General features: G+C 71.5%; 11 protein-coding genes. 7 read left to right on the top strand and 4 right to left on the bottom strand.

What is annotated here, in order from left to right:
• On the bottom strand, positions 1–1,041 hold the full coding sequence (locus tag AB0J66_RS01480) for a sugar ABC transporter substrate-binding protein (RefSeq protein WP_364654716.1): 1,041 nt from the start codon (positions 1,039–1,041) through the stop codon (positions 1–3).
• A gap of 123 nt (positions 1,042–1,164) precedes the next feature.
• Between AB0J66_RS01480 and AB0J66_RS01475 the strand changes: the two genes are divergently transcribed.
• Genes AB0J66_RS01475 through AB0J66_RS01465 form a run of 3 tightly spaced genes read left to right on the top strand, consistent with a single transcriptional unit; the run spans position 1,165 to position 5,710 of the window.
• Positions 1,165–1,821 (top strand): GntR family transcriptional regulator, encoded by a 657-nt coding sequence (locus AB0J66_RS01475; protein WP_364654714.1) that lies wholly within the window; start codon positions 1,165–1,167, stop codon positions 1,819–1,821.
• The gene (locus AB0J66_RS01470; RefSeq protein ID WP_364654713.1) at positions 1,818–2,297 is read left to right on the top strand and encodes a hypothetical protein; all 480 of its coding nucleotides are present in this window, start codon (positions 1,818–1,820) and stop codon (positions 2,295–2,297) included. The genes AB0J66_RS01475 and AB0J66_RS01470 overlap by 4 nt, the downstream gene beginning before the upstream one ends.
• A gap of 41 nt (positions 2,298–2,338) precedes the next feature.
• Positions 2,339–5,710: a hypothetical protein gene (locus AB0J66_RS01465; RefSeq protein ID WP_364654712.1), complete on the top strand. Its 3,372-nt coding sequence runs from the start codon at positions 2,339–2,341 to the stop codon at positions 5,708–5,710.
• Between the two features lie 7 nt (positions 5,711–5,717).
• On the opposite strand, the gene AB0J66_RS01460 is transcribed toward AB0J66_RS01465, so the two are convergent.
• Entirely contained in the window at positions 5,718–6,350 is a 633-nt protein-coding gene (locus AB0J66_RS01460; RefSeq protein WP_364654711.1) for an HD domain-containing protein, read from the bottom strand.
• Between the two features lie 49 nt (positions 6,351–6,399).
• Here AB0J66_RS01460 and AB0J66_RS01455 point away from each other — a divergent pair, with 49 nt between their 5' ends.
• The 3 genes from AB0J66_RS01455 to AB0J66_RS01445 all read left to right on the top strand — a co-directional run bounded on the left by AB0J66_RS01455 (position 6,400) and on the right by AB0J66_RS01445 (position 8,842).
• Positions 6,400–7,404 carry a DJ-1/PfpI family protein gene (locus AB0J66_RS01455; RefSeq protein WP_364654710.1) on the top strand — a complete coding sequence of 335 codons (1,005 nt, stop codon included), beginning with the start codon at positions 6,400–6,402 and terminating at the stop codon, positions 7,402–7,404.
• Entirely contained in the window at positions 7,404–8,408 is a 1,005-nt protein-coding gene (locus AB0J66_RS01450; RefSeq protein WP_364654709.1) for a nitronate monooxygenase, read from the top strand. Before AB0J66_RS01455 ends, AB0J66_RS01450 begins: the two co-directional genes overlap by 1 nt.
• A gap of 116 nt (positions 8,409–8,524) precedes the next feature.
• On the top strand, positions 8,525–8,842 hold the full coding sequence (locus AB0J66_RS01445) for a DUF6401 family natural product biosynthesis protein (protein ID WP_364654708.1): 318 nt from the start codon (positions 8,525–8,527) through the stop codon (positions 8,840–8,842).
• Here AB0J66_RS01445 and AB0J66_RS01440 read toward each other — a convergent pair.
• Positions 8,835–9,707, bottom strand: coding sequence for a YsnF/AvaK domain-containing protein (locus tag AB0J66_RS01440; RefSeq protein WP_364654707.1), 873 nt, complete (start codon positions 9,705–9,707; stop codon positions 8,835–8,837). The genes AB0J66_RS01445 and AB0J66_RS01440 overlap by 8 nt on opposite strands.
• A 110-nt stretch (positions 9,708–9,817) precedes the next feature.
• On the opposite strand from AB0J66_RS01440, the gene AB0J66_RS01435 reads away from it, so the two are divergent.
• Positions 9,818–10,477: a PRC and DUF2382 domain-containing protein gene (locus AB0J66_RS01435; RefSeq protein ID WP_364654706.1), complete on the top strand. Its 660-nt coding sequence runs from the start codon at positions 9,818–9,820 to the stop codon at positions 10,475–10,477.
• A gap of 37 nt (positions 10,478–10,514) precedes the next feature.
• Here AB0J66_RS01435 and AB0J66_RS01430 read toward each other — a convergent pair whose 3' ends face one another.
• The gene (locus AB0J66_RS01430) at positions 10,515–11,159 is read right to left on the bottom strand and encodes a hypothetical protein (RefSeq protein ID WP_364654704.1); all 645 of its coding nucleotides are present in this window, start codon (positions 11,157–11,159) and stop codon (positions 10,515–10,517) included.
• Between the last annotated feature and the right edge of the window lie 6 nt (positions 11,160–11,165).

Below are 11,165 nucleotides of genomic sequence, written 5' to 3'. Positions count from 1 at the left end.
TTAGTTGCAGACCAGGTACTGGTCGTCGAACGCCTTGCGGAGCTCGTCCGTCTTGGCCTGCCGGTCGTTCTCATACGTCTCGGCCTGGTCCTTGGTGACCACGAAGGAGCCGGAGTCGACGATCACGCCGGGCTCCTTCATCGTGCAGCCGCCGGAGAGCTTCATCAGCGCGTAGGACCCTACGAGGGCCTGGCCGACCGGGTTCTGCAGAACGGTGCCGGCGACCGAGCCGTCCTTGATGCCGTCCAGGATCGTCTTGTCGTCGTCGATGGCGATCACCTTGATCGGCAGCTTGGCCTGTTTGACGCCCTCGGCCGCGGCCACCGCCGGGTTGTACGCGGTGTTGACGATCGCGTTGATCTGCGAGCCCTTGGCCGCGAGCAGGTCGGCCACCGCCTTCTGCGCGGTCTGCAGATCGGTGTCGATGTCGGTCACGACCTGCAGGATCTTGACCTGGCCGCCGGCCTCGCCGACCGCCTTCTCGACGCCGGCGATGCGGCGCTGCGTGTTCGAGTCGACCTTGTTGCCGGTCAGGTGGACCAGGTTGCCCTTGCCGCCCATGGCGTCGATGGCGGCCTTCGCGGCCTTGTAGGCGGCCTCCTGGACGTCGGTGGAGAGGCAGAAGTCGGCCTGGTCGACGTCGCCGGCCGGGCACGAGGCGAGCGAGCCGACCGCGAAGCCCTGACGCTTGAGATCCTCGAAGGTGGAGTTGATGTTCTCCGGGGCCACCCCGAAGATGCCGAACGCGTTGTAGCCCTGGGCGGCTAGGGACTTGACCACATCGTTCTGCTTGGTCTGGTCCCAGCCCGAGGTCTCGTTGAAGGTGACGTCGGCCAGCTTGAACTCGCTCTTGGCCTCGGCCGCGGTGGTCTTCCAGGGCTGAAAGTAGGGGTGGGCGCCGCCCGGCACCAGGGCGATCTTCACCTGGCCGGGGCCCTTGCCCGTGGTCGCTTGCTCGTTGTCGCTCTTCTTCGTGCATCCGGCGGACACGATGATCGCGGCCAGAGCGACCCCGGTGCCGAGACGCCGTGCGAGCTTCATCCGGCTTCCTCTCCAGTTCGTCGATCCTATAGGATCTTTCCTGGATGTGTACCGGGTCACATCAAGCGCCGTCAAGACATCGGTGTGAAATGAAGCGGAAACGCCTCAGGGGAGAGTGGTTCCATGACGCTGCCAAGGCTCAAGCGCTCCACCCTGGGCGACGACGTCTACGACACGCTCCGCTCGGCCGTGCTCGAACACGTCATGAAACCCGGCGACCGGGTCAACATCGACGGGCTGGCCCGCGACCTCGAGGTCTCCCCCACGCCCGTCCGCGAGGCCCTGGCCCGCCTGGAGTCCGAGGGGCTGGTCCGCAAACGCCCGCTCGCCGGCTACACGGTCAGCCCGCTGCTGACCCGGGCCGAGTTCAACGACATGTTCGACATGCGCCTGCTGCTGGAGTGCGCCGCCGCCCGCTGGGCCGCCTCCCGCGCCACCACGGCCCAGCGCTCGGAGCTGCTCACCGAGTCGGTCCGCACCATAGAGGGCGGCGACGACCGCCAGTGGCACGCGGCCTTCACCGCCCTCGACGCCCACCTGCACGACCTGATCGCCGCCGCCTCCGGCAGCCCCCTGCTCCGCGAGAGCATCGCCCGCCTCCACGCCCACCTGCACCTGCACCGCCGCTACTTCCCGTACGCCCAGACCGCCGTCACCAACGACGAGCACCAGCAGATAGCCACCGCCATCAACGCCACCGACCCCGACGCCGCCGAGGCCGCCATGCGCCTGCACCTGACCCGCGCCCGCGAACGCCACCTGGTCGCCTTCCAGGAGTGACGCCGCGCGGCGCCCCACGCGTCATCGACAGCATTGCCATGATGGGAACCATGAAGGTCAGCTGGAAGACCGCTCTCGCGGCCCTTCTCGTCGTCGCCGGAGTCGCCGGTGTGGTCGTACTGATCAGGGTGCTGACCGGTGAGGGACTCGACCGAGCCGAGAAGTGGATCTCGATCGTGGGCGTCTGCCTCTCCAGCCTGATGAGTCTCGCCGGGCTGCTCCTGGCCTGGCAGACCAGAGCACAGGGTCATGTCGGCCCAGCGGTGTCCGCCTCCGGACCCGGTTCTGTCGGCGTGGGTGGCGATGCGGGCGGCGCAATCCGCACGGAGGTGTCCGGCGCCGACGCCGGGACGCCGCCTCCGGCCGGCGGACCAGGCATCACAGCGAGCGGATCCGGATCCGTCGCTGTCGGCGGCGACACCGCCGGGCCGATCACCACGCGCGTCACCGGTCCGGAACCTCGGCCCGAACGATGATCTTCAGGCGACGTCGGGCCGCCGCCCCGAAGGCCCTTCACGTGGAGGCGTCCGGCGCCGGGGCGGTAGCAATCGGCGGCGACAACTACGGGACCATCACGACCGGAGGTGGCCGACGGAGCATCTGGCTGGAGACGGATCGTTTCTTCGCTCCGCAGACCGGCACCGGCCTCTACTCACACGACTGGGCCCTGGTCGGCCGGCAGCGGGAACTCGGCGATTTGGTGGAGTGGCTGACCACCGACGAGCGGAGTGTTGCCCTGCTTGTCGGACGGGGTGGCATCGGCAAGTCGCGACTCCTGCGTGCGTTCGCCGAAAGCGCGACGGCGAGCCACGGATTCACCGTGCTCTTCCTGGACCGGACCGCCGCCGTGCAGCCGGAGGACATCGAGGTGCTCCCGGCTGCCGAGCCCCTGTTGCTGATTTTGGATGACGCACATGAGTCACCGAGCGTGGCGGCCATGGTCAGTGCCGTCCGCCGCGATCGGCCGACCGCGAGGATCCTGCTCGCCATCCGTCCCTACGGGCTGCCCAACCTGCTGAACGAGCTGCGGCAGGCCGGAGTGCACCGGACCGAGCTGCCTCAGTGGGAGCTCGAGGACCTGACAATTCCGGACGCGACCACGCTCGCGGCCGAGGTCCTTGGCGCCGAACACGACCACGAGCACACCCGAGGCCGACTGGCGGTGATCGGGCGGGACTGTCCGCTGGTCATCGTCGTCGGCGGTGGCCTCGTACGCCAGGGTGCGCTCGATCCCTCGCGGGTGGCCACTGACGAGACCCTGCGCGACGAGATCATGAACGCCTTCGCCACGGCGATCGCCGCGCCTGGCCGGCGGCGGGACGTGCTCCAGGTGTTCGCCGCCCTGCAGCCCTTCCGGGTCGACGAGCCGGAATTCCAGAGCGCGGCCGAGGCTGTCACGGGTCTCCCGTTCGATCAGGTCCTCAACGAGCTGCGGGACTTGGAGGACACCGGGGTCGTCCTGCGCCGCGGTACGGCCCTGCGCATCGTGCCCGACCTGCTCGGCGACACGATCCTGGCCGGCGCCATCGCCGACATCCGATCCGGGACCCGATCCGGCTATCTCGAACGGGTCGTCGGGGCCGTCGAAGGCGATCCGCTGCTGCACCTCGTGCTCAACGCGAGCCGGGTGGACTGGCACGTGCGACACGCGACCAGCCCACCGCTGCCCTCGCTGGTGAACGGGGTGTGGGCGGCGCTGGTCGCCCGCTTCGAGACGGCCGGGCCGGACTTCCGGGCTCGGACTCTCCGGCGCCTGCGCGAGGTCGTCTTCCATGACCCGGCCTCGCTTCTGCGGATCTGCCAGGTCGCCGGGCCGGGCGCCGCGACCCTGCTGCCGCCCGTGCTGGCCAAGGTGGCCGACAACCCCGATCATCTGCCGGCGGCGGTGGACCTGTTGTGGGAGCTGGCCCGACGCCTGCCCAGAGCGGACCGGCGGGAGCCGGATCACCCGGTCGAGGTGCTGCGGACGATCGCGGCCTTCAGACCCGGAAAATCCCTGGTGATCAACGAGCGCTTTGTCGACACGGCCGCTCGCTGGACGACCACCGGGCCGCCCGTCTCGCCCCTGGAGGTGCTGGCCCCGATGCTGGCCGCCGAGGGCACGGACACGGAGTGGAACGGTCTCACCCTCGTCGTGCGGACCTATCGAGTGGACCCGGCCGTCGTGTCACCGATCCGCCGCCGGGTCATCGATCTGGTGATGCGAGGGCTGGCGTCACCGGAACGATGGCAGGCCGCACGGGCCGCGGAAGCCCTCTCGGAGGCCCTGAACTATCCCAGCGGATCAACCGACCAGCCGGACGTGTGGACGCCGGAGTTCGTGCGGACCCTCGACCGGCTGCGCGGCCTGCTCGAGAAGCACAGAGTCGATCCCATCGTCGCGGTGGCCATCCGCCAAAGCGTGTTCTGGCATGCCCGGTACGCCCACGGAGCGACACGAGCAGCGGCCAAGGCGGCCCTCGCCGCGCTTCCCGGCTCCCTCGAGGACGAGGTGGCCCGCGCCCTGCACGACGGTTGGGGTCGGCTGCTGGACGACGTGGACCACCGCAGAGCAAAGCGGGTCTGGCCGCGGCGGCTGGCCTCGCTGGCGGAGCGGGCCGTCGCCGCGTACCCGGAGAATGAGCTGCTGAGTCTGCTCGCCGCCGCTGTAGAGGCCGAGCAGGAGACCGGGGTGGCCGGTCGTCAGGCCCAGCCGGACAACTTCACTCGCGCCCTGATGCGCGGCCGGCCCACCCTGGCGCGGGCGCTGCTGGCTTCGGTGGCCGGCCGGCCGGACAGCCCGCTCGCGGTCCTGGCTCCGGCCACGGTGCCGGAGCTGCTGACCAGCGACCCGGACGCGGGCTGGGTGGCGGTGGACACCCTGCTGAGCCGCGACAACCTCACCCTGACCCGGCTGACCGCCGACGGCCTCGGTCGATGGCGGGAAGGACCCGTCGACCCGCGCGAGCTGCGAACGCTGACCCGGCTGCTGAGCACCCCGGACGAGACGACCCGGATACTGGCGCTTCAGGGGGCACGCCGGATCGCCGAGCATGACCGGACGGCCGCCGCCGCGCTGGTGCTGTCGGTTCCGCTCGACTCATCCCGCACGATGGCCAAGGAGGTGCTATCCGCCTTCGGCGATGACGGATACCTCTCGTACGACGACGTCAGCGGCGAGGAGCTGGCCCGGATCGCCGGCGAAGTGACCGATCTGGCGGCGATCGACTCGTACGAGATACAGGCGTTCCTGGCCGGTCTGTCGGCGGCCCGGCCGCAGGAGACCCTGGAACTCCTGCGGCGGCGCGCGGAACGGGCCGCCGAGTCACGGCTCACCGGATATCGCGCGATGCCGCGGACCTGGTACGAGAAGCTGCGGTTCCGCGGCTCACCGGGCTTCGAAGACATCCTGCATGCCACGCTCGGCTGGGTCGTCGAGGCGGGCGGCCTGCGCCACGCGTACGACCGGGCCGAGGTCTTCGCGGCCGTGGCGGCCGGCTTCGGTCGCGAGGTCCCCGACCTTCTGCAGCGGGCGCTCGACGACGATTCGGCGCACCGCGTCCGGGCGCTGAGCGCTGTGGTCGCTCAGGCGGAGCGGACCTTCGTCTGGGACCATGCGCCCATCGCCGTACGGCTGCTCCGCGCCGCCGAACGACACGGTGAGCAGTGTCGCCAGGCGGCCTGGGGCGGCCTTTTCGAGTCGGTTCGCGAGGGTGTGCGCGGCGGCACCGTCGGCGAACCTCTCCCCGAAGACATCGAGCAGCGTGACCGCAGCCGCGCGGTGGCCGCCACGCTGCCCGAGGGATCGGTGGAGCGGTCGTTCTACGAGGCGCTGGCGCGCCAGGCCGAGGCCGAGATGCGCTCGGAGGCCGCCGACGACAGCCGCTTCCTCGAGCTCCGCGACTGGTAGAGCGCCGTCACTCGGGCCAGGCGGAGTTCTCGATGACGTCGACGAAGTCGATGTGGTGGTAGCCGGGGACGCGGTGTTCCAGGACGTCGGCGTTGACGGTGCCGAAGGTGGTGTCGGGGCGGCGGCGGAAGCCGTCGGCGAAGGCGTCGACGATGGCCTTCTTGAAGCCGGGGCGCGGGTGGGCCTCAGTCACCGCCTGGACGGCGGCGGGGTCCAGGTCGGCGTAGCCGATGCCCAGGACGTCGGTTTCGACGCCGGCGGTGAGCAGGGCGACTTCCGGTTCCAGGCGGTACGGGACCTCGGGTGTCGTGTGCAGGGCGATCGCCTCCCACACCACGCGGGCCGGGGCCGGGCCGATGCCGTGGGCGAGCAGGAAGCGGCGGGCCTCGTCGGCGCCGTCGAGCTCGAAGCGCTGGTCGTCGCGGCGGTAGCGGGGGGTCAGGCCGAGGTCGTGGAACAGTGCGCCCACGTACAGCATCTCGGGGTCGGCCTCGAGGCCGAGCCGGCGCCCCTGCAGCGAGCCGAACAGGAAGACCCGGTGGGAGTGGTGGAAGAGCAGGTCGTCGGTGGCCTCGCGGACCAGGGTGGCGGCCGCGCGGGCCAGGGGCGAGTCGGGAATGTCGATGCCGGCGATGTTCATGTGCCCAGCCTCACCCGCCGGCCCGGCCGGGCGCCCTGTCCTCTCTGCCATGCTTGCCTCGGATCGGGACATGGAGGCGAGAAGGATGCACCGGGTCACCGCGCTCGTCTTCGACGGCATGAAGATGCTCGACCTGGCCGGGCCGCTCGAGGTCTTCGCCCAGGCCGGGCCGTACGAGCTGGAGGTCCGCTCGGCCGACGGGCGGGACGTGGTCAGCTCGACCGGCGTGCGCGTGCCGGTCGACGGGCCGATCGGCGAGGCGCGTGACGTCGGCACCGCGCTGATCGTCGGCGGGGACGACCTGCCGGTACGGCCGATCCCGGCTGCCCTCCTCGAGGCGGCCGTCAGCCTGGCGGGAAAAGCCCGGCGAACGGCCTCGATCTGTACGGGCGCGTTCATCCTGGCGGCGGCCGGGCTGCTCGACGGCCGCCGGGCCACGACCCACTGGCGGCACGCCCGGCTGCTCGCCGCGGCGTACCCGGGGATCACGGTCGAGCCGGACGCCCTGTTCGTCGAGGACGGTGACCTCTACACGTCGGCCGGGGTCTCGGCCGGCATCGACCTCGCCCTGGCGCTGGTCGAGCGGGACCGCGGCGAGCCGGCCGCCCGCGAGGTGGCGCAGGAGCTGGTGGTCTTCCTGCAGCGGCCGGGTGGGCAGTCGCAGTTCTCGCCGTCGCTGACGCTGCCCCGCCCGACCACCCCGAAGCTGCGCGCGCTGACCGACGCCATCGCGGCCGAACCGGCGCGCGACCATGCCATCCCGGCGCTGGCGGCCGCGGTGAACGTCAGCCCGCGGCACCTGTCCCGGCTGTTCCGCGACGAGCTCGGCACCAGCCCGGCCAAGTACGTCGAGTCGGTGCGGGTCGACGCCGCCCTGCGCCTGCTCACCGAGGGGCATTCGGTCACGACGGCCGCCGCCCGCACGGGCATCGGCAGCCCGGAGACGTTGCGGCGGGCCGTCATCGGCCGGATCGGGATCTCGCCGCGCGCCTACCAGCAGCGCTTCCGGTACGGTCGGCGGGCCGTGGCGCCACCCGTCAAGGAGGCCGGCTGATGCTGGAACTGCCCGGGCCCGTCGTCGTCGCCCCGATGGCGGGCGGTCCCACCACACCGGAGCTGGTCGTCGCGGCCGGCCGGGCCGGGGCGCTCGGTTTCCTGGCCGCGGGCTACAAGACCCCGGCGGCGGTCGAGGCGGAGCTGCGGGCGGTGGGTGACGCCGGAGTGGCGTACGGCCTGAACATCTTCGTGCCGACGGCGGCGCCCGCGGACGGGGAAGAGGTCTCGCGATACCGGGAGAGACTGAAGTTCGAGGCCGAGCGGTACGGGGTGGAGCTGCCCCGGCTGCGGCTGTCCGACGACGATCACTTCGACGCCAAGGTCGCGCTGGCCGCCGAGTACGAGGTTCCGTTCGTCAGCTTCACGTTCGGCGTGCCCCCGGCGCCGGTGGTCGCGCGGCTCCGCGGCGGAGGGGCCCGGGTGCTGATCACCGTGACCAACCGGGTCGAGGCGCTGCGGGCGCTGATGGCGGGGCCGGACGCCCTGGTGGCGCAGGCCGGAACGGCCGGTGGTCATGCCTCGACCACCGACCCGGCCCGGTACGAGGGGACCAGCACGGCGCCGGAGGTCCTGGCCGCGGTGCTGGCGGTGACCGACCGGCCGGTGATCGCGGCCGGCGGGACGGCCTCGGCCGCCGACGTCGCCGCGCTGCTCGGCGCCGGGGCGACCGCGGTCCAGGTGGGGACGTTCCTCCTGCTCGCCGACGAGGCCGGGACCAAGCCGGCCCAGCGCGCGGCCATGCTCTCCGGCGACTATCGGGAAACGGCTGTGACCAGGGCGTTCACCGGACAGCCGGCGCGCGGGCTGCGGAACCGGTTCCTCGACGAGCACTCGGCGGCGGCGCCGGTCGGCTACCCGGCGATCCACCACCTCACGGCGCCGATCCGGGCCGCCGCGGCGGCCGCCGGGGACGCTTCGGCGCTCAACCTCTGGGCGGGTACGGGGTTCGCCGCGGCCCGGCCCGGACCGGTCGCCGACCTGCTCCGATCGCTCACGCCGTAGCGATGAGGCGGCCACGGACGCCGTAGGTCGGGCGGACGACCGGGCCTGGGCCGAACGGACCGAATGTCGGTTTTGATGCTTGTCGGGGGATCTTCCGGTCCGTACGGTCGCTGGTCATGGAACTGAAGCAGCACGTGACCGCGGCGGCCTGGCTCGCGCTCGGGCAGTGGTCGCAGCGGCTCGGCGACGACGGCATGGCCGCCATGCGGACCCGGCCCGGTCTGGCCGCCGCCGTCGACCAGCACGTCATGCAGATCCGCGAGGCGATCGGCCTCGCCCGGCCGGAGGCGCTCGCCGCCTACGCCGACGGGGTGGCCGACGCGGTCACGGCCAAGGGCTGGACAGCCGACGAGACCGCGAGCGGGTGGGAGGGCGCTTCGTGGCCTTCCCTGCACCTGCTCGCGGTCTGCGTCGTGGCGTCGAAGCTCAGCTGAGCTTGCGGCGGCCGTCCTCGTCGGGCAGGTCGGCCTCGATGCGCTCCTTGCGCACCTCGCCCGAGACGGTCTCCTCGTCGGTGACGGTCTCCTTGCCCAGGCGGACCCGCTCGACCGGCACAGCCTCGGTGTCGACGACCGGGCGGTCGGCGTGCAGGGTGACCTCGTGTTCCGACTCGGTGATGTCCGGGCCGTTGAAGGCCGCGCCGCGGTTGGCGTCGGTGATCGGCTCGCGCTCGAGGCGTACCTCCTCGCGCTCCACCGGGACGGTGACCTGCTCGTTCTCGGTCACCACGTACTTGCGCAGGCGGGCCCGGCCGGCCTCCTCGCGCTGCGTGCCGGCCTGGAGCCGCTCCTCGGAGCGGGTCATCGCGCCGTCGTCGTCACGGCGGCTGCGGTCGCTGTAGTCGGTGGCGCGGTCGCTGAAGTCGGCGTCGCGCTCGCGGCTCGTGTAGTTCTCCCGGGCCGTGTAGTTGTCGTCCTCACGCGTACCGGTGTAGTTGGCGTTTCCGGCGGCGGCGCCGGCCTCGTACGCCCGGGAGCTGTCCTGCCAGCTCAGACCGTAGTACTCGTACAGCCGCTCGACGTCGTCCTGGGTCAGCGGCTCGTCGTGCGAGGCGTCGACGTTGGGGGCGTCCTTCACCTTGGCCTTGTCGAACGGCAGCACCAGGCGGTCGCCCTCCACATCGGCGCCCTGCAGGGGCACGAGCGACTCGTGCAGCCCGAACAACCCGGTCCTCACGCTGGCCCACGTGGGGGCGCCGGCGCCGTCCTCCCACACCTGCCCGACACTGCCGATCTTGTCGCCGTCGGGGCCGTACGCGTCGCGTCCGCTGAGAGCGCGGACCTGGTCCAGAGTAATCATCAGGGGGTCCTCCAAGGAGTGCGGGTATGACCCAATCCGTACCCGTCGCCCATGCCCCCATGCCTCCAATTCGGAAGTGTTTTCCGCGGATTACCGGGTAGGTCACCCAAATGGCGATCTCACAGGACGATCTTGGTAACCTGAACGGCGCCGACGTGTACGACAATGCGGGGGCAAAGATCGGCACGGTCGGCCAGATCTACGTCGAGCCGGACTCCGGCCGGCCACAGTGGGTGACTGTGCGGACCGGTTCGATGTCTTTCCAGGAGTCGGTCGCGCCCCTGGACGGCGCGCGCCTCGACGCCGGCCGGGTCACCCTCGCGGTCGACGCCTCCCTGGTGCGAACGGCCCCCATGGTGGACACCGACGGGCCCCTGGAGTACGAGGACGCCGACCGCCTCCAGGCCCACTACGGCGCCCCAACCACCGACGACGCCATGACGCGCTCGGAGGAACGGCTGTTCACGGGCGTACGCCGGGAGCCGGTGACCAAGGTCCGCCTGCGCAAGCACCTGGTGACCGAGGAGCGTCAGGTGACCGTCCCGGTCACCCGCGAGGAGGTACGGCTGGAACGCGTGCCCGTCGACGCGCCCGACCTCCCGGACGACTCCGGCGACCCGACCACCCTGTACGCCGAGCGACCCGTCGTCACGACCGAGAAGGTCCCGGTCGAGCGGGTCCGCCTCAGTAAACAGACGGTGAGGGACGAGGAAACGATTACCGCCCCTGTCCGCAAAGAGCAGATCGAATACGAAGGCCCCGATCACTAAACCCGAATTCATGCCATTCTTTGGTGGACATCGGACCTCAGTCGCCCGGACAGTCGTAACCGCCGACGAAGTAAACACATTCGGTGCGATGGTCGCGGCGCTCGGCCTGCAGATGGTTGGCGCCGTCGCGGACCATTGACGCCACGGGTACGACCAGGACGACAGCGAGCAGGACGAGCACCCCCACCGCCCAGCGGACCCGGAGGCGCACGGCCACGAGCGCGGCCACCAGCGGGAGACCGAGCGCCAGCACGCCGCTGAGCATCATGGCGTTGTCGATGGACGCGGAGGCGCCGAAGACCGAGGGTGCGGCGCGGGCCAGCAGCGCGGGGTCGCCGTCGGCAACGGCTGGAGTCGCCAGGCACAACAGCCAGAACGCCACGACGGCCGACCCGGCGAGCGCCTTTGCCACCGTCGCCGGCGCGGGCGCCCTGCCCGCCAGCCGCGGAGCCGCCCACCGCAGGGCGGCCACCAGACAAAGCACCACTACCGCGACGACCACGCCGCCGGCGATCCGCATCGTCACGCGGGCAGCGGCCGGGTCGACGAACCAGTCGGGCAGCAGCCCGATCGCGATGGCCGGGCTGGCCAGCGTGAGAGCCGCGGGCGCCAGCACAAGACCGCCCAGCCCGGCCACCACGGCGGTCAGCCACGGACGGCGGAATTCGTGTTCGTCGAGCACGGGCAG

The sequence above is a fragment of the Actinoplanes sp. NPDC049598 genome (genome assembly GCF_040675435.1).
Classification (GTDB): Bacteria; Actinomycetota; Actinomycetes; order Mycobacteriales; family Micromonosporaceae; genus Actinoplanes.
The sequence above is the reverse complement of the archived record's forward strand: the minus strand, read 5'-3'. Positions and strand labels throughout refer to the sequence as shown.

Excerpts from the sequence above, each read along its gene's own strand:
- AB0J66_RS01480 (WP_364654716.1), bottom strand. The coding sequence starts at position 1,041 with ATGAAGCTCGCACGGCGTCTCGGCACCGGGGTCGCTCTGGCCGCGATC.
- AB0J66_RS01475 (WP_364654714.1), top strand. The coding sequence starts at position 1,165 with ATGACGCTGCCAAGGCTCAAGCGCTCCACCCTGGGCGACGACGTCTAC.
- AB0J66_RS01460 (WP_364654711.1), bottom strand. The coding sequence starts at position 6,350 with ATGAACATCGCCGGCATCGACATTCCCGACTCGCCCCTGGCCCGCGCG.
- AB0J66_RS01455 (WP_364654710.1), top strand. The coding sequence starts at position 6,400 with ATGCTTGCCTCGGATCGGGACATGGAGGCGAGAAGGATGCACCGGGTC.
- AB0J66_RS01450 (WP_364654709.1), top strand. The coding sequence starts at position 7,404 with ATGCTGGAACTGCCCGGGCCCGTCGTCGTCGCCCCGATGGCGGGCGGT.
- AB0J66_RS01445 (WP_364654708.1), top strand. The coding sequence starts at position 8,525 with ATGGAACTGAAGCAGCACGTGACCGCGGCGGCCTGGCTCGCGCTCGGG.
- AB0J66_RS01440 (WP_364654707.1), bottom strand. The coding sequence starts at position 9,707 with ATGATTACTCTGGACCAGGTCCGCGCTCTCAGCGGACGCGACGCGTAC.
- AB0J66_RS01435 (WP_364654706.1), top strand. The coding sequence starts at position 9,818 with ATGGCGATCTCACAGGACGATCTTGGTAACCTGAACGGCGCCGACGTG.